The following is a 16,045-nucleotide window of genomic DNA, read 5'->3' on the forward strand; positions in this document are numbered from 1 at the left end:
ATCAGGACGCCTCCTTGGTCAGCGGGGCGCGAAGCTCACCGCTACCTGGCAGAGAGTGGCGCTGTCCGATCACCTCGCGGTAGTGCCGGATCAGCAATTCATTGACGGCGGACCAGGATCGGTCGCGCACACTGCGCTGTGCCGCGACGGCGGTCCGCTCCCGCAGGCGCGGATCGTCCACCAGGCGGCGCACGTGGTCCACCAGGGCAGCGGCATCGCCCGGGGGGTACAGGAATCCGGCCCCGGGGTCGACCACGTCGATGGGGCCGCCCGAGCGCGGCGCGACCACCGGCACGCCCGAGGCCAGCGCCTCCTGGGCGGCCTGACAATAGGTTTCGTGCCTGCCGGTGTGCACGAAGACGTCGAGCGAGGCGTAGGCCGCGCCCAGCTCGTCCCCGTGCAGCACGCCCAGGAAGGCCGCGCCCGGCAGCAGTTTGCGCAGCCGCTTCTCCTCCGGGCCGCCGCCGACCACGACCAGGCGCACGCCGGGCAGCGGTCGCAGATGGGCCAGGAGTTCGAGTTCCTTCTCCGGGGCCAGGCGGCCGACGTAACCCACGAGGGTTTCGCCGTTGGGCGCGAGGCGTTCTCGCAGTTCCGCCGAGCGGCGGAAGGGACCGAACTGCTCCAGGTCGACCCCGCGCGGCCAGCGCGCCAGGCCGGGGATACCCATCAGCTCCAGCTGGCGCAGGCTCGCGGTGGACGGGGCCAGGGTGCGATCCACCTGAAGGTGGATGCGGCGGGTGAGCGCGGCCATGGTGCGCGCCCCGCCCGGCAGGTCGTAGCGTTCGGCGAAGCCGACCAGATCGGTCTGGTAGATGGCCACCGTGGGGACGTCGAGTTCGCCCGCCACCCGCGCGGCCTGATAGCCCAGGGTGGCCGGGGAGGCGATGTGCACCACGTCAGGCTCGAATTCCCGCATGATCCGGCGCAATCGGCGCCGGGTCTCGAGACCTATGCGAAAGTCTCGGTAGAAGGGAAGTCGCGCCCCCCGCACCACGTGGACGCGGAAACCCGCGTACTTGGGTGGCCCGGTGGGCGCGACCAGCACCGCCTCGTGGCCCTTGGCGGCCAGGTGATCGAGCACCCGGCGAACGGAATTGGTGACGCCGTTGACCTGGGGAAGAAAGGACTCGGCGACGACCAGTACCCGGAGCCGGACGCCCGGGACGCTCGGATTCCGGCCGCCGGAACCCTGGAAGTGCCGGGCCTGCTGTTCGCGGATTCGCATCGGTCCCCTCCGGTTCGGTGCTGCCTCCTCCAGCACGGTAGAAAGCGGCCCGCAACGAAAGACCCCGTCCGCGTTGACGGGACATGAATCCCGCGCGTCGATCTGGTCGGCCGGTTCACCCGGGCGTCGCCGGGCGGTTGTGCGCCGGTCCCCGCCGGCCGTTGGCTGCGGGTTCGCGAAGCGAGCGGCCTATCGGGTGGCGGCCGCCGGCTCGGGCGTCAACTCGCCGAGTCGGCTGAGGGTGCGGTAGAGGTCGGGGACGCGGGACACCTGCGTGCCGAGGGCGGAGCGGGGGACGTCGGCATAGAGGGTCAGGTCCAGGTCGGCGTCGTAGAGGATGTCGACCAGGTTCACGAAGCGCATGACCCATTCGGCGTCCACCGTGGTCAGGTCGGGGACGGCGCAGACGGTCCAGTGGCGGTAGCGCTCGCACAGGGGCAGGTAATCCGCGGCGGCGACCGGGATGCCGCAGAGATCGGCGAAATCGACCGTGAGGGAGTCGGTTCCGGCTGCCCGCGCGGTGAGGGTGCGGTGGGCGATGGGCACCTCGGCGTGCCCGGTCAGGGGGCAGGGACCGACTATGTAGCGGCCGGCCGCGAAGCCGGTGGTGCGGTCGCCCAGGGTGCGGTAGTCGACGGGGCCGTTCACCGGCAGCACGTCCAGGTGTTCGAGGATGAGGTCGATGGTCGGCTCGAACATGGTGTGGAACAGCGGGTTCGGGAGTAGTTCGCGGGGCGGGTAGTTCGAGGTCAGCACCAGGGTGACGGGGCGGGCGAACAGCAGTTCCAGCAGGCGGGCGACCAGGCGCGCGTCGCCGCTGTCGTGCACGTGGAATTCGTCGAAGCAGATGAGCTCGGCATCCCCGAGCAGGGCGAGGGCGGCGGCGTCGACGTCGCCGTGTTCGTGGATGGCCGCGTTCAGCCGGGCATAGAAGCCGTGGAAGTGGAAGCGGCGGGCGCGTGTCGGGTCGACCCCGGCCAGGAAGCGGTCCATGAGCATGGTCTTGCCGCGGCCGGGGCCGCCGTGCAGGTAGAGGCCGCGCGGGGCGGAGGTGCGGCGTGTGCGGGCGGGGTGTGCGTGCGGCCGGGCGAGGCGGTGGCCGAACAGGCCGGAAAGACGTTGGCCCACTCCCCCGGTTCCGGTTCGGCTCCAGCCCGCGGCAAGGGCCAGCGCGGCGAGCCGATCCGCGGCAACGCGCTGATCGGGGTCGAGAACGATCGCCCGGGTGTCCATCACTGCCTCCGTTCCTCTACGTCCGTAGAGTATCCTCTATAGTTGTAGAGGATTACGACCCCGCAGAGGAGCGAAGGTGACCACCTCCACACTCGATCGGCGCACCCGCATCGTGGACAGCGCCATCGATCTCGTTGCCGCACAGGGGCTGCGCGCCCTCACCCACCGTGCGCTCGACACCGCGCTCGAGCTGCCCCCGGGTTCGACGTCGTACTACTTCCGCACCAAACGTGCTCTCATCGAAGCGATCGTGGATCACATAGCCCTGCGCTCGCGCTCCGATTTCGCGGCCGCGGGCGAGGCGCTCCGGGTGCCCGGTATCGCGCCGGGAGCCGGCACGTCGCCGGGAACCGAGCCGAGCGTCAGCGGGCCGAGCAACAGCCGATCAGGTGGCGGCACGCCGGGTGACAGCACGTCCGGCGACATCGATATTCCGGCGCTCGCGCTCGGTATCGCCGACTGGCTGGATCGCCTACTGGCACAACGCCGCAATCACCTGATAGTCCGGCACGCACTGATCATCGAGCTACAGGGCGACGAAGAGTTGCACGCGAAGCTGGTCGGCTGCCTGTTCTCGCATCGGCATGCGACCGAGCTCTACCGAGCTCTCGGCTCCCGATCCCCCGCCGAGGCCGCGGCCGATTTCATCGCGGTTATCGAGGGCCTGGTCTTCGACCGATTCGCAGGCGCGAGAACAACTCTCGTCCCGGGTACACCGGAAAGCCGGCGGCAGCTCACCCGTGTGCTGACAATCCAACTCCGCGCGCACGAGTAGAGCGGCGAAGTTCTACAACCACGCGCGCCGGCGCGGAAAACGACGCTGCCGCTGACCCACATTCCTGCCGGCTCGCACAGTGGCTCATCGACCGCAGCGGCCCGGGCATGCAGCCCCGGAGTACCGGGCGCGAGACGTGCGCGCGGGTTCGAGTGCGGTGCGCGCGGCGCGATTCCTCAGCTGTTGCTGGTGATCCGAATATCCGGCCACGGCGGCCTGCGTAGCATCGCGCCGGTCGCGAAGGCGGCCGCGATCAACCCCGTCAGCACACCCAGCAACGCGACCAGCTGTTTGTCGGTCGCGGGCTCCCAGGTCACCTCACCCCCGTGCACCACGAACACCCCGAGCGGGCGCGGCCGCGGCCGGAAGAACCCACCGGTCCCGGTGACGGTAATGATGGTGGCCCCGTCTGCGGTCTCGTGCGGCGGCCCGTAAATGAGCGAACCATCCACCGCCGCAATGTCTCTGAATCGATCCTGAATCATCCCCAGCCCCTTCCCGTGCCCGGCCATCTCCCAAACTACGCCCACCGGCCGGGCACGACATCCCCTGGCGAAACTTCGCACCCCTCACACCGCGAGCTGCAGCACCAGCGTGGCGATGGCCGGAATCATGTACAGCAGCGGGAACGGCAGCGTCTTGTACGACCGCGCCCGCAGGATGGTGATCTCCGCCCCGGCGAAGTACAGGATCAACCCGATCGCCGCCGCGATCCCCACGGCCGGCACGAAGAACCCCACGATCAGCCCCAGCGCCCCGGCCGCCTTGGCCAGCCCCAGCCAGTTCCACCAGCTCCCCGGCACGCCGTACTCGACGAGCGGCTCGGCAACAAACGCCTGCTTGGTGACGATCGAGTACGCCGAGAACCCGATCCAGAGAGCGGCGACAACCCCGACGACGTGGTAAGCGGTGTTCATGGTCGTGTCCTTCCAACGGTGTGAATCCCTGTTCACGAGAAGGACGACGCACCCCGCCGAGGTGTGACATCCCCACCACGCGGTTCCACCCCCGCCCCGCCGAACCGTTGTTAACTGGCCTCATGACCGAACCCGACTCCGGCCGCGTGCCACCCCCCGATCCCCAGGGCCACTTCCTCGGCATGCCCTACGACTGGCGCCGCCCCACCCTGGCCCGCACGAAGGCCCGCTGGTGGAATCCCGACGACCCCCGCTTCCTCACCCCCAAGACCTTCGGCTGGGGCTACGACTTCAACCTCTACCGCCTCTTCCACCGCCGGTAACCCATCCACCAGGTCCGTCGCCCCGAATCCTCCAGCAATATTGCTGAGTATATTGCCGGAGACATATCATGAGACATATGAAAACCATGATCGACCTGAACGACGAAGCGCTGGCGCTGGCGGCCAAGGAACTCGGGACGACCACGAAGAAGGACACGGTCAACGCGGCACTGGAGTTCGTGGCGCAGCGCCGGCGGCGGATAGAGCAGGTGCTCGATGACCCGTACGGCTTCGGCGTCGGACCGGACATCGGCGATCCGGAAGTCATGCGCAAGGCTCGCCGTTGACCGACCCCACACCGTTGCGGCTGCATCTGATCGACACCTCCGCGGCAGCACGATTGCGCCACGAGTCCGTGCGCAATGTCCTGACCGGCCTCATCGCGGACCGAGCCGCAGCGACCTGCGTGACGGTGGACCTGGAAGCGGGCTACTCGGGCCGAAACCTCGCCGACGTGCAGAACATCGCACAGCGCCGCCGCGCCATGTACATCAACCTGCCGATCAACGAGGCCATCGCCGACCGCGCCCGGGAAGTGCAACAACTGATGGCCCGCCAGGGTTTACACCGAGCCGCGGGCATCGTCGATCTGTTGACCGCGGCGGTGGCCGAGTACCACGGCGCCGTTCTGGTCCACTACGACGCCGATTTCGAACACATAGCCGCCGTGACCCGGCAGTCCCAGGTCTGGGTCGCACCTTCCGGCAGCGTGGACTGAAGCGTGCCGTGGTGACGAGGAGCCTCGAACACGAAAATGCCTGAGCGGCAACGTGTCCACTCAGGCATTCGCGCGGCTCGGCTCAGTTCGTGGTGAGCACCAAGCCCGAGGTCGGGACGCCGGTGCCGGCGGTCACCACGATGTTCTCCAAGCCCTGGACCTGGTTCACGGACGTCCCGCGGATCTGGCGGACGCCCTCGGCGATGCCGTTCATCCCGTGGATGTAAGCCTCGCCGAGCTGACCGCCGTGGGTGTTCAGGGGGAGGCGGCCGCCGAGCTCGATCGCGCCGTCGGCGATGAAGTCCTTGGCCTCGCCGCGACCGCAGAAGCCCAGTTCCTCCAGCTGCATCAGGACGAAGGGGGTGAAGTGGTCGTAGAGGATCCCGGCCTGCATGTCCTCGGGGCGGAGGCCGCTCTGGGACCAGAGCTGGTCGCCTACCAGTTTCATTTCCGGGAGGCCGGACATGCCGTCGCGGTAGTAGCTGGTCATCACGTACTGGTCCGCACCGGAACCCTGTGCCGCACCGGCGATCAGGGCCGGCTTGTTCGGCAGATCCTTCGCGCGCTCGGCCGAGACGACCACGATCGCCACGCCGCCGTCGGTCTCCTGGCAGCAGTCCAGCAGGTGCAGGGGCTCGGCGATCCAGCGGGACGCCTGGTGCTCCTCGAGGGTGATCGGCTTGCCGTAGAAGTGCGCCGCCGGATTCACCGCCGCGTGCTTGCGGTCGGCGACCGCGATGCGGCCGAAATCCTCACTGCGCGCCCCGTATACGTGCATGTAGCGCCGGGCCACCATCGCCACCTGCGCGGCCGGGGTGCCCAGGCCGTGGGTGTAGGAGAAGCCGTTGTCCACACCGGACGAACTCGGATTGCCGGTCGCCAGGTGAGTGGCGAACTGCCCGAAGCGATTTCCGGAGCGCTCGTTGAACGCGCGGTACGCCACAACGACATCCGCCACACCGGTCGCGACCGCCATGGCGGCCTGCTGCACGGTCGCCGCGGCCGCGCCGCCGCCGAACGGGATGTTGCTGAAGAACTTCAGGGACGGAATGCCCGCGGCGCGCGCCACGGCGGCCTGGGTATTGGTGTCCATGGTGAAGGTCGTCAGGCCGTCCACGTCGGCGGCGGTGAGACCGGCGTCGGCCAGGGCGGCCGTGACCGCCTCGGCGGCCAGGCGCAGCTCGCTGCGGCCGGAGTCCTTGGAGAAGTCGGTCGCGCCGATGCCGACGATCGCGGCGGCGCGGCTCAGGCCACTCACTGCGCCTCCTTCAGGGAGATAACGGCTTTCGCCGTGATGTGATCGCCGAGCGAATCCTTGCCGACCACATCGATGGTGATGTCCGCGCCGTCCACGGCCGCGACCGTGCCCGACAACGTCAGGGTGTCCCCCGCGTACAGCGGCACGCCCAGGCGCAGCGCGATCGACTTCACGCGGGCGCTCGGCCCGGCCCAGTCGGTCACGAACCGCTGCACCAGACCGGTGTCGGTCAGGATGTTGACGAAGATGTCCTTGGACCCGCGAGCCAGCGCCTTGTCCCGGTCGTGGTGCACGTCCTGGAAATCCCGGGTGGCCAGCGCCGTCGAGACGATGAACGTGGTGTCGGCGTGAATCACCAACTCCGGCAACGTTGTTCCGACCTCGATGGCCGACAACTCGACTGTGGTCATTTGACGGCCTTCCAGTACGGCACGGTGTTGTCCTCGTCGAGCTGCAGGAACCCGGCTTCGACAGCCATCCCGATCTCGACCTCGGCCGGATCGACGCCGGTCAGCTCACCGAGCATGCGCACGCCCTCCTCCAGCTCGACCAGCGCGACCACGTACGGCAGCTGCCGTCCGGGCACGCGCGGCGCGTGGTGCACCACGAAACTGAAGACGGTGCCGCGCCCGGAGGCCACGACGTAGTCGCTCTGCTCGGTGTGGTCCTGCCACAGCGCCGGAACCGGCGGATGCTGCAGCGAGCCGTCGGGCCGCCGCTGAATGCGCAGCTCGCCGGCTTTGACGCCGTCCCAGAAGAATTCGGTGTCCTTGGAGACCGTCGGCCGCACCCGCTTGGCGAGATCCTCGGCCGGCACCGCACCGGAATCCGCGGGGGCAGCAGTTTTTCCGGTCCCGGGCGCGAACTTCAGCATCCGGAACTTCATCTCGGTGACGAGCTCGTCGCCCACGTACCAGTTGGTGAGGTAGGTCGTGAACCAGCCGTCGCCGAGCCCGGTCTTCTTGGGGCCCACGATGTCCCCGATGCTCGAGCGCACCGTGACCTGCTCGCCGACCTCGAGGTAGCGGTGGTAGACCTGCTCGCAGTTGGTCGCGACCACGGAGGTGAACCCGGCCGCGTCGAACAGATCGTTGGTGCGGGTCATCGGGTCGTCGTCGGCGCGAATACCGCCCAGGCCCAGCATGGTCCACACCTGGGCCATGGCCGGCGGCGCCACGATGCCGGGATGCCCGGCCGCCCGCGCGGCGGCCTCGTCCACGTAGATCGGGTTCGCGTCGCCCAGCGCCTCGACCCAGTTGTTGATCATGGGCTGATTGATCGGATCGCGGCCCGCGCGGGGCGCGGACTCGCCGTCGGCCTTGATCTTCTCCAGGCCGTCGCGGATCTCGTCGGCCGTGAAACTCTTACTCACGCTCACTCCTTCGCGAACTAGCGCGGCACCCGCGGCAACCGCAGGCCCATCTGGGCGATCAGCTCACGCATCACCTCGTTGACGCCGCCGCCGAAGGTCACCACCAGGTTCTGCTTGGTGCGGCGGTCCAGCCACACCAGCAGCTCGGCGGTGGCCGGCTCGGCCGGGTCGCCGTAGCGGCCCACGATCTCCTCGGCGAGGCGCCCGGCCTCCTGCAGCGCCTCGGTGGAGAACACCTTGGTCGCGGAGGCGTCGGCGATGACATCGGCCGGATCGGCGTCCGGGCGCTCCATATTGGAGGAAACCTGCCAGTTCAGCAGTTCGTTCAGCCGCACCATCGCGTGCAGGCGGCCCAGCGAGCGCCGCACATCGGTCTCCCCGAGCACGCCGTTGGCCTGCGCCCAGTCGCGCGTGCGCTCGTAGAGCTGCTCGATCTTGCCGGACGGGCCCAGGCCCACCCGCTCGTGGTTGAGCTGGGTGGTGATGAGCTTCCAGCCGCCGTTCTCCTGCCCGACGATCATGTTCGCGGGTACGCGCACATTGTCGAAGTAGGTGGCGTTGGTGTGGTGCGCGCCGTCCGCGGTGATGATCGGGGTCCAGGAGTACCCCGGATCCTTGGTGTCCACGATCAGGATCGTGATGCCGCGGTGCCGCGATTCCACCGTGCCCGTGCGCACGGCCAGCCAGACGAAGTCGGCCTCGTGGGCGCCGGTGGTGAAAATCTTCTGCCCGTTGACGATCCAGTCGCCGTTGGCGTCCTTGACCGCGCTGGTGCGCAGCGCCGCCAGGTCGGTGCCCGCGTCCGGCTCGGAGTAGCCGATCGCGAAATGCACGTCACCGGTGAGGATTCCGGGCAGGAACTTCTTCTTCTGTTCCTCGGAGCCGTAGGTCTGCAGGGCCGGGCCGACGGTCAGCAGCGTCACCAGCGGGACGGGCACGTCGGCGCGCACCGCCTCGTTGTAGAAGATCTGCTGCTCGAGCGGGCCGAAACCCTGCCCGCCGAACTCCTTCGGCCAGCCGACGCCCAGCTTGCCGTCCGCGCCCATGCGCTTGACGACGGCGCGATAGGCATCGCCGTGCCGGTTCACCAGCATCTCGGCCTCCTCTTCGGGAGTGACGAGACTGGTGAAGTACGAACGCAATTCGTCCCGCAAACCGCGCTGTTCGGCGGTCAGTTCGATGAACATCTGGCTCCCAAACGGTCCAGCCGGAACGATTCGCCGCCCAGCCAGCGCGCGATGTCCTTGGCCTGTGAGTAGTAGCGGTGCAGGGGGTGGGTGATATCGACGCCCAGGCCACCGTGCAGGTGATGACACTTCTGCATGGCCGCCGGCAGCTCCGAGGCCACCGTGTAGGCGAGCACGTCGAGATCGTCGTCGGTGCGCTCGCGGTGTTCAGCGCCGGTCTCGTCCTGCGCCAGTGCCCAATTGGCGGAGGCCGCGGCCGCGTGCAGCGTACGCGAGACCACGTACACGTCGGCGATCTGCTGCGCGACGGCCTGGAACTCGGCCAGCGGACGGCCGAACTGCTCGCGGGTGCGCACGTGCTCCGCGGTCAGGGCGAGGACGCCCTTGAGCAGGCCGTCCGCGACCGCGCCGATGCCCGCCACGGCCAGCCGGTGCAGATCGGCGATACCGCCGGGCAGCAGCTGCTCGGCCGGAATCGACACGCCCTCGAAGCGCACCGAGAACTCGGGCACCCCATCGGAAGTCGGCCCCGCGGTCTTGACGATGCCCGCCGCCTCGCCGTCCACGACGGCGAGCCCGGAGTCTGTGGGCACCAGGATCCAGCGCGCGGTGCCCGCGTAGGGCACCGCGACCTTGGTTCCGGTGATGCGCACCGTGGCGCCCTCGGACACCGCGGTGGTCTCCGGCTTCTCGGTGAACGGCGCGCCCGCCTCGTGCAGCGCGGCGGTCAGCACCGCTCCCTCGGCCACGGCCGGAAACACCTTCTCCGCCAAGGCATCCGGGATACCGGCGGCCAGCAGCGGCAGCACGCCGAAGGCCAGCGTGCTCAGGGCCGGAATCTGGACCGCGTCGGTGGCGAGCTCGGTGAGCATGGCCGACACCTCGAGCAAGCCCATCTCGTCGCCGCCGAAGCGCTCCGGTAGCGGAACGGCCAGCAGACCACTGCCCGCGAACACCGGCCAGAGGGCGATATCACGCGCGCTTTCACGTTCTAGCAAACTTACGACAACCTCGGCGACAGCGTCCTGGCTCTCGTCCCTGGTGAAGTCCAATGCAATGCTCCCGTTGAGGTGTGGACTAGCCGTGCGACTCGCGCGGCAGCCCGAGAATTCGTTCACCGGCGACGGTCAAAAGAATCTGCTCGGTACCGCCCGCGATGGACAAACAGCGCGTGAGCAGGAATTCTTTCACCACATCGGTTTCCAGGGCACCCGCCGCGCCAGCCACTTCAACGGCAAATTCGGCGACCGCCTGACGGTGTCGGACACCGACCAGTTTGCGTACGCTGCTCTGCGGACCCGGGTCTCCGCCGGACAGCAGCTTCTGCGCTGCGCGCGCATCTAGCAACGTTCCAGCTATCGATTCGGCGACCAGGCCGCCGAGTCGGTCGGCCACCAATTCGGCGCCGGGACCGGACTTCGGGGCGGCGGCGATCAACGCCTCCAGCTCCGCGCCGATTCCCTTGCCGCCCATGGCGACCCGTTCGGCCGAGAGCGTGGAACGGGCGATCTTCCACCCGTTGCCCAGCTCCCCGACCAAACAGTCGTCCGGAACGAACACGTCGTCCAGGAAGACCTCGTTGAAGCGCGCCTCGCCGGTGATCTCGATCAGCGGCCGGATGTCGATACCGGCGCTCTTCATGTCCACCAGGAAGTAGCTGATGCCGCGATGCTTGGGCGCGCTCGCATCGGTGCGCGCCAGGCAGATGCCCCAGGTGGCCTCGTGCGCCAGCGAGGTCCAGACCTTCTGGCCGCGCAGCGTCCAGCCACCCTCGACCCGCTCGGCGACCGTGCGCAGCGCCGCCAGGTCAGAACCGGCGCCCGGTTCGGAGAACAGCTGGCACCAGATGACCTCGCCGGTGAGCGTGGGCAGCGCGTAGCGCTCGATCTGCTCGGGCGAACCCCACTGCAGCAGTGTGGGAATGGCCCAGTTCGCGATGGCCAGCTCAGGCAGTTCGATGCCCGCCTTGCGAATCTGGTCGTCGAGCCAGGTGCGCTGGATCGGGCCCGCGCCCCGGCCGTACGGCGCGGGCCAGTGCGAGGCCAGCAGACCGGCCTCGGCGAGCGCGTTGCGCTGCTCGCCGCCGGAGAGCGCCGCGATCTTCGCCAGTTCGCCGGCCAGTACCGCGGCCTCCTCGGCGCTGGAACCCACGGCGTCCCAATTGGGTTCGCCCGCATCGCCGTCGGCGGTCAGGTCCAGTCCGACGGTCCGGCGCACACCCGCGACGGTGAGCTCGGTGACCCGTGCCCGCCAGTGCGCGGAACCGCCCAGCAACTGCCGCGTCGCGGTGGCCCGGCGCAAATACAGGTGGGCGTCGTGCTCCCAGGTGAAACCGATTCCACCCAGGACCTGAATGCAATCCTTGGCGGTTTCGACCGCGGCGTCCAATGCGATCGCCAGTGCGACGGCCGCGGACAACTGCAGTTCCGCGCTTCCACTGTCGACGGCGGCAGCGGCGTCGGCCGCCACGGCGCGAATTTGTTCGGCGCGGCACAGCATCCACGCGCAAATGTGTTTCACCGCTTGGAATTCGCCGATCTTTCGACCGAATTGTTCACGCACCTTGGCGTATTCGGTCGCGGTCTCCAGACACCAGCCGGCAATTCCGGCGGCCTCGGCGGCGGCCAGCGTGGCGGCGATGTCCAGGACCGAGTTGGCGGGCTCGAAGATGTGATCCGGCGCCACAGCAACATTCGCGCATTCGACGCGGGCGAGCGGCACGCTGCGGTCGATGGTGTCCAGCGGCTCGATGGTCAGCCCGGCGGTCCCGGCGTCGACCAGACACCAGAGCGCACGGTCGCCATCACGCACGGGCACCAGAACGGCGGTTCCGGGCGCCGCGCCGGGCACCGAATCCCAGACCCCCGTCAGGGTGAGGCCCGATTCACCCGCCGATATCGCGATTTCGCCCCCGAGGGCGACACCGCACGGCGTATTCTCGTCGAGCATCTCCCCGGCAACGAGGCCGGCGAGCGCCGTGGTGAGTACCGGTCCGCCGACCAGATCGTGCGCCGCCTGCTCCACCAGGACAGCGAGATCGCCGACCGAACAACCGGCGCCCCCGGCTTCCTCCGGCACCGCGACCCGGAAAATTCCGAGATCGGCCAGACGCGACCAGTATTCGCGCCAATAGTCGGGCCCACCGGAACGCATTGTTGCAATTGGGCGCACCGACGCCGCCCATCCGCGCATGGACTCCTGAACGGCTTTATGCTCGTCAGTGGTGGCTATGGTCACACTCCATACCGCCTTTCTGGGGTGACTTCCACTCCTAGAACATGTTCTAATGTTCGAGCCGGGCGTAAGTCAAGCGCCGCCCGGCTGGTACGAACTCGTAGCCAGCCGACGCTGGGTGAGTGCACCGAACGATTCGTGCAGGAAAGGACTCTCAACCGATGGCCAGTCCCTCCCGATCGCAGGCTGCCGACGGGGTTGCCGCCGCGCGCACCGCGCCCGCCACCACGCTGAGCGAGGAGGATCTGAGTTCCGCCGCCCAGCGTGACCGGCGCAAACGCATCCTCGACGCCACACTCGCGCTGGCCTCCAAGGGCGGCTACGACGCGGTGCAGATGCGCGCGGTCGCCGAGCGCGCCGACGTCGCCGTGGGCACCCTGTACCGGTACTTCCCGTCCAAGGTGCACCTGCTGGTCTCCGCCCTCGCCCGCGAGTTCGAGCAGCTGGAGGGCCGGCGCAAGCCGCTGCCGGGCAACGACCCGCGCGAGCGCATGCACCTGATGCTGCACCAGATCACCCGCGCCATGCAGCGCGATCCACTGCTGACCGAGGCCATGACGCGAGCGTTCATGTTCGCCGACGCCTCCGCGGCCGCGGAGGTCGATCGCGTCGGCAAGGTGATGGACCGCTTCTTCGCCCGCGCGCTGTCCGACGAGACGCCCGATGATCGCCAGCTCGCCATCGCCCGCGTCATCAGCGACGTGTGGCTCTCGAATCTGGTTGCCTGGCTGACGCGGCGGGCCTCGGCCACCGATGTCACCGAACGCCTCGAGCTGACCGTCGATCTGCTCATCGGCGACAAGAAGTAAGCGAGATCACCCCGGGGCGAACGCAACCCGGGCTTTCGCACGTATGACAGGAGGGTCACCCACCCCGCGGGGTAGGGTCGGCCCTCCTTCGTCGTTCCGGAACGTGACTGGTCACGGCCACGAAAGCCGGGGCGCACGAGCGGAAATCGGACATCGAATGAACGGTGCGCAAGCGTCTTGTAAACGCTATGTATCACCGTCAAAACGAGCGGGCAATCAACACCCAGTAGAGTCACGCTCGCCCTGAAGAAACTCCTCCGATCAATAGGTTGGATGCGTGAGCGCACAGGATTTGCCACTGGAACTGCGCCGTGCGTTGGCGGCTGTCGCCCGCGTGCCACGGCTGCTCGTCGCTTCGGACTACGACGGGACGATCGCGCCCATCGTCTCCGACCCCACGAAGGCCTATCCCCATAGGGAGTCCGTGAACGCGCTGCGCGCGCTCTCCGGACTCACCGGTACCACCGCGGCCGTCATCTCCGGCCGCGCGCTGCGAGATCTCGCAGCACTGTCCCGATTGCCCGTCGAGGTGCAACTCATCGGCAGCCACGGATCCGAATTCGACGTCGGCTTCGTGCACGCCATCGACAACGACGCCAAACAGCTACTGCAGGAAGTGCAGTCGACACTGACCCAGGTCGCCCAGGACAACCCGGGCGCCACGGTCGAGATCAAACCCGCCAGCGTCGCACTGCACGTGCGCAACGCCAGCCCCGAAATCGGCCGTCGCGCACTGGTTCAGGTCCGCCAGGGTGCGGCCAGCTGGGTCGGCGTGCAGACGACCGAGGGCAAAGAGGTCATCGAACTCGCGGTGATCGAAACCGACAAGGGCGCGGCGCTGGACATCGTCCGGCATCAGCAGGGCGCGTCCGCGGCGGTCTTCATCGGTGACGACGTCACCGACGAGAAGGCGTTCAAACGCCTGTCCGGGCCCGACGTGGGCATCAAGGTCGGCGAGGGCGACTCGCTGGCAAAGCACCGGGTCGCCAGCACCGAGGAGGTGTCCAAGGCGCTGGCCTTCCTGCTGGAGGAGCGGCGCACCTGGCTCGCCGGCGCCAGCGCGCCCCGCATCGAGCGGCTCACGATGCTCGCCAGCCCGCGCACCAAGGCGCTGGTCACCCCGGACGGCACCATCACCTGGCTGTGCCATCCGGAACCGGATTCGGCGGCGGTGTTCGCGCACCTGCTCGGCGGACCCGGCGCGGGCCACTTCACCATCGCGCCCGAACGCACCGGGCTGCCGCTCTCGCAGCGGTACATCGACGGCACCATGACCGTCGAAACCCGTTGGTCCAGTTTGTCGGTGGTGGATTATCTGCCGCACGACGTGGTGGCCGAGCGCACCGACCTGACCCGGGTCATCAGCGGTGACGCCAAGGCGGTCGTAACCTTCGCTCCCCGACCGGAATTCGGCCAGGTGCCGGTGCGTATCGTGCGCGATCCGTCCGGCCTGCGGGTGCAGGGCACCAACGATCCGATCGTGCTGCGCTCCCCCGGCGTGGAATGGGAGATCATCGACGACGGCAACCACCACACCGCACGCGCGGTCGTGGACCCGAGCCAGGGTCCGGTGGTGCTCGAAATGCGGTGCGGCACCTCTGATCTCGCGCCGTGCATGACGCCCGAGAGTGATCGCCGGCGGCTCGCCGAGCGGTACTGGGCCGACTGGGCGAGCACGCTGGAACTGCCGCCGCTCAAGCCCGATCTCATGAAGCGGTCCGCGCTCACCCTGCGTGGACTGGTGCACGCGCCGTCCGGCTCCATCATGGCCGCGGCGACGACCTCGCTGCCCGAGGACATCGGCGGCGTGCGCAACTGGGACTACCGCTACTGCTGGCTGCGCGACGCCTCACTCACCGCGTCCGCGCTGGTATCGCTCGGCTCGCTCGGCGAGGCCGAGGAACTGCTCGCCTGGACCCACCGCGTCCTCGAGACGCTGCCCGGGCCCGAGCGGCTGCACCCGCTCTACACCCTCTACGGCGAAACCCTGCCGCCCGAGGCCGTCATCGACCAGCTGCCCGGCTACGCCGGATCGCGGCCGGTCCGGGTCGGCAACGCGGCGAACATGCAGGTCCAGCTGGACGTGTTCGGGCCCATCGTGGATCTGATCTCCCAGCTCGCGACCGCCCGCGAGCGCAAGGGCATCACCGATCCGGCCAAGGCGCTGCCGGACGCGGACTGGGATCTGGTGCACGCCATGGTCTCGGCCGTACAGCGGCGCTGGCGCGAACCCGACCACGGCATCTGGGAGATCCGCGGCAACCCGCGGCATCACGTCTACTCCAAGGTCATGGGCTGGCTCACCGCCGACCGGGCGATCACCCTCGGCCGCCAGTTCGGGCGGACCGTCGACCCGGAGTGGGAGAAGCTGCGCGACACCATCTCCGACGAGGTCAAGGTCGAGGGCTGGAACGAAGAGGTCCAGTCCTACACCGCCGCCTACGAGGGCACCGATCTGGACGCGGCCACCCTGCACATCGGCCTCAGCGGGCTCATCGATCCGCAGGATCCGCGCTTCGCCGCCACCGTGGTGGCCACCGAAGCCGAACTCCGCAGCGGCTCGACCGTGTACCGGTACCACCACGACGACGGGCTGCCCGGCGGCGAGGGCGGTTTCCACCTGTGCGCGGCCTGGCTGGTGGAGGCCTACCTGCTGATCGGCAAGCGAGAGGACGCCGAGGCGCTCTTCGCCCAGCTCGTGGACGTGGCGGGCCCGACCGGCCTGCTGTCCGAGGAGTACGACCCGGTCGCCGAACGCTCGCTGGGCAACCACCCGCAGGCGTACAGCCACCTGGGCCTGCTGCGCTGCGCGCAGCTGCTGAGCCATCCGGTGGGTGCGTTCACCTAGGTCCCGATCGGACCCGAGAGATATCCGGCCCGCGGGGGGCAATGGTTGGGGGGGGGGGGCGGGGGTGGGTTGGGGGGCGGGGGGGCCGGCGGCCCGGGGGGACCGGCCCCGGGTGGGGTTGCCGCCGGGGGGGGGGGGGGGCC

General features: G+C 68.9%; 16 protein-coding genes. 6 read left to right on the top strand and 10 right to left on the bottom strand.

The genetic code is table 11. The annotated features are described in order from the left end of the window. Position 1 precedes the first annotated feature (1 nt). Complete coding sequence (locus ABZ319_RS29340) at positions 2-1,228, bottom strand: glycosyltransferase family 1 protein (protein ID WP_354989739.1); 1,227 nt, start codon at positions 1,226-1,228, stop codon at positions 2-4. A 189-nt stretch (positions 1,229-1,417) separates the two neighbouring features. After that, the gene (zapE, locus tag ABZ319_RS29345) at positions 1,418-2,461 is read right to left on the bottom strand and encodes a cell division protein ZapE (RefSeq protein ID WP_354989740.1); all 1,044 of its coding nucleotides are present in this window, start codon (positions 2,459-2,461) and stop codon (positions 1,418-1,420) included. 76 nt (positions 2,462-2,537) lie between these two features. Here zapE and ABZ319_RS29350 point away from each other — a divergent pair, with 76 nt between their 5' ends. Continuing rightward, entirely contained in the window at positions 2,538-3,236 is a 699-nt protein-coding gene (locus ABZ319_RS29350; RefSeq protein WP_354989741.1) for a TetR family transcriptional regulator, read from the top strand. A 176-nt stretch (positions 3,237-3,412) separates the two neighbouring features. Here ABZ319_RS29350 and ABZ319_RS29355 read toward each other — a convergent pair whose 3' ends face one another. Both ABZ319_RS29355 and ABZ319_RS29360 read right to left on the bottom strand, forming a co-directional pair. Then, positions 3,413-3,721, bottom strand: a complete 309-nt coding sequence (locus ABZ319_RS29355) for a hypothetical protein (RefSeq protein WP_354989742.1) — start codon at positions 3,719-3,721, stop codon at positions 3,413-3,415. Positions 3,722-3,805: 84 nt separating this feature from the next. After that, positions 3,806-4,153: a DoxX family protein gene (locus ABZ319_RS29360; protein WP_354989743.1), complete on the bottom strand. Its 348-nt coding sequence runs from the start codon at positions 4,151-4,153 to the stop codon at positions 3,806-3,808. A gap of 122 nt (positions 4,154-4,275) precedes the next feature. Here ABZ319_RS29360 and ABZ319_RS29365 point away from each other — a divergent pair, with 122 nt between their 5' ends. The 3 genes from ABZ319_RS29365 (at position 4,276) to ABZ319_RS29375 (ending at position 5,194) form a co-directional block, all read left to right on the top strand. Next, complete coding sequence (locus tag ABZ319_RS29365; protein ID WP_354989744.1) at positions 4,276-4,476, top strand: DUF5808 domain-containing protein; 201 nt, start codon at positions 4,276-4,278, stop codon at positions 4,474-4,476. 68 nt (positions 4,477-4,544) lie between these two features. Then, positions 4,545-4,763, top strand: a complete 219-nt coding sequence (locus ABZ319_RS29370) for a type II toxin-antitoxin system VapB family antitoxin (RefSeq protein ID WP_354989745.1) — start codon at positions 4,545-4,547, stop codon at positions 4,761-4,763. Beyond that, positions 4,760-5,194 carry a PIN domain-containing protein gene (locus ABZ319_RS29375; RefSeq protein ID WP_354989746.1) on the top strand — a complete coding sequence of 145 codons (435 nt, stop codon included), beginning with the start codon at positions 4,760-4,762 and terminating at the stop codon, positions 5,192-5,194. The genes ABZ319_RS29370 and ABZ319_RS29375 overlap by 4 nt, the downstream gene beginning before the upstream one ends. Before the next feature lie 82 nt (positions 5,195-5,276). Here ABZ319_RS29375 and ABZ319_RS29380 read toward each other — a convergent pair whose 3' ends face one another. The 6 genes from ABZ319_RS29380 to ABZ319_RS29405 are packed head-to-tail and all read right to left on the bottom strand — an operon-like array spanning position 5,277 to position 12,248. After that, a complete protein-coding gene (locus ABZ319_RS29380) occupies positions 5,277-6,452 on the bottom strand; it encodes a lipid-transfer protein (protein WP_354989747.1) in 1,176 nt (391 codons plus the stop codon). Next, positions 6,449-6,862 (bottom strand): MaoC family dehydratase, encoded by a 414-nt coding sequence (locus ABZ319_RS29385; RefSeq protein WP_354989748.1) that lies wholly within the window; start codon positions 6,860-6,862, stop codon positions 6,449-6,451. Before ABZ319_RS29385 ends, ABZ319_RS29380 begins: the two co-directional genes overlap by 4 nt. Continuing rightward, positions 6,859-7,824: a bifunctional MaoC family dehydratase N-terminal/OB-fold nucleic acid binding domain-containing protein gene (locus ABZ319_RS29390; protein ID WP_354989749.1), complete on the bottom strand. Its 966-nt coding sequence runs from the start codon at positions 7,822-7,824 to the stop codon at positions 6,859-6,861. Before ABZ319_RS29390 ends, ABZ319_RS29385 begins: the two co-directional genes overlap by 4 nt. Positions 7,825-7,841: 17 nt before the next feature. Continuing rightward, on the bottom strand, positions 7,842-9,011 hold the full coding sequence (locus ABZ319_RS29395) for an acyl-CoA dehydrogenase family protein (protein ID WP_354989750.1): 1,170 nt from the start codon (positions 9,009-9,011) through the stop codon (positions 7,842-7,844). After that, positions 8,996-10,063: an acyl-CoA dehydrogenase family protein gene (locus ABZ319_RS29400; protein ID WP_354989751.1), complete on the bottom strand. Its 1,068-nt coding sequence runs from the start codon at positions 10,061-10,063 to the stop codon at positions 8,996-8,998. The genes ABZ319_RS29395 and ABZ319_RS29400 overlap by 16 nt, the downstream gene beginning before the upstream one ends. Before the next feature lie 25 nt (positions 10,064-10,088). After that, positions 10,089-12,248, bottom strand: coding sequence for an acyl-CoA dehydrogenase (locus tag ABZ319_RS29405; RefSeq protein WP_354989752.1), 2,160 nt, complete (start codon positions 12,246-12,248; stop codon positions 10,089-10,091). 158 nt (positions 12,249-12,406) lie between these two features. On the opposite strand from ABZ319_RS29405, the gene kstR reads away from it, so the two are divergent. Beyond that, positions 12,407-13,054, top strand: a complete 648-nt coding sequence (gene kstR, locus ABZ319_RS29410) for a cholesterol catabolism transcriptional regulator KstR (protein ID WP_354989753.1) — start codon at positions 12,407-12,409, stop codon at positions 13,052-13,054. 277 nt (positions 13,055-13,331) lie between these two features. Continuing rightward, on the top strand, positions 13,332-15,902 hold the full coding sequence (gene otsB, locus ABZ319_RS29415) for a trehalose-phosphatase (RefSeq protein ID WP_354989754.1): 2,571 nt from the start codon (positions 13,332-13,334) through the stop codon (positions 15,900-15,902). The last annotated feature ends 143 nt before the right edge of the window (positions 15,903-16,045 follow it).

The sequence above is a fragment of the Nocardia sp. NPDC005978 genome (assembly GCF_040614455.1).
Taxonomy (GTDB): Bacteria; Actinomycetota; Actinomycetes; order Mycobacteriales; family Mycobacteriaceae; genus Nocardia.

Excerpts from the sequence above, each read along its gene's own strand:
- ABZ319_RS29340 (WP_354989739.1), bottom strand. The coding sequence starts at position 1,228 with ATGCGAATCCGCGAACAGCAGGCCCGGCACTTCCAGGGTTCCGGCGGC.
- zapE (WP_354989740.1), bottom strand. The coding sequence starts at position 2,461 with ATGGACACCCGGGCGATCGTTCTCGACCCCGATCAGCGCGTTGCCGCG.
- ABZ319_RS29355 (WP_354989742.1), bottom strand. The coding sequence starts at position 3,721 with ATGATTCAGGATCGATTCAGAGACATTGCGGCGGTGGATGGTTCGCTC.
- ABZ319_RS29360 (WP_354989743.1), bottom strand. The coding sequence starts at position 4,153 with ATGAACACCGCTTACCACGTCGTCGGGGTTGTCGCCGCTCTCTGGATC.
- ABZ319_RS29365 (WP_354989744.1), top strand. The coding sequence starts at position 4,276 with ATGACCGAACCCGACTCCGGCCGCGTGCCACCCCCCGATCCCCAGGGC.
- ABZ319_RS29370 (WP_354989745.1), top strand. The coding sequence starts at position 4,545 with ATGAGACATATGAAAACCATGATCGACCTGAACGACGAAGCGCTGGCG.
- ABZ319_RS29385 (WP_354989748.1), bottom strand. The coding sequence starts at position 6,862 with ATGACCACAGTCGAGTTGTCGGCCATCGAGGTCGGAACAACGTTGCCG.
- ABZ319_RS29395 (WP_354989750.1), bottom strand. The coding sequence starts at position 9,011 with ATGTTCATCGAACTGACCGCCGAACAGCGCGGTTTGCGGGACGAATTG.
- kstR (WP_354989753.1), top strand. The coding sequence starts at position 12,407 with ATGGCCAGTCCCTCCCGATCGCAGGCTGCCGACGGGGTTGCCGCCGCG.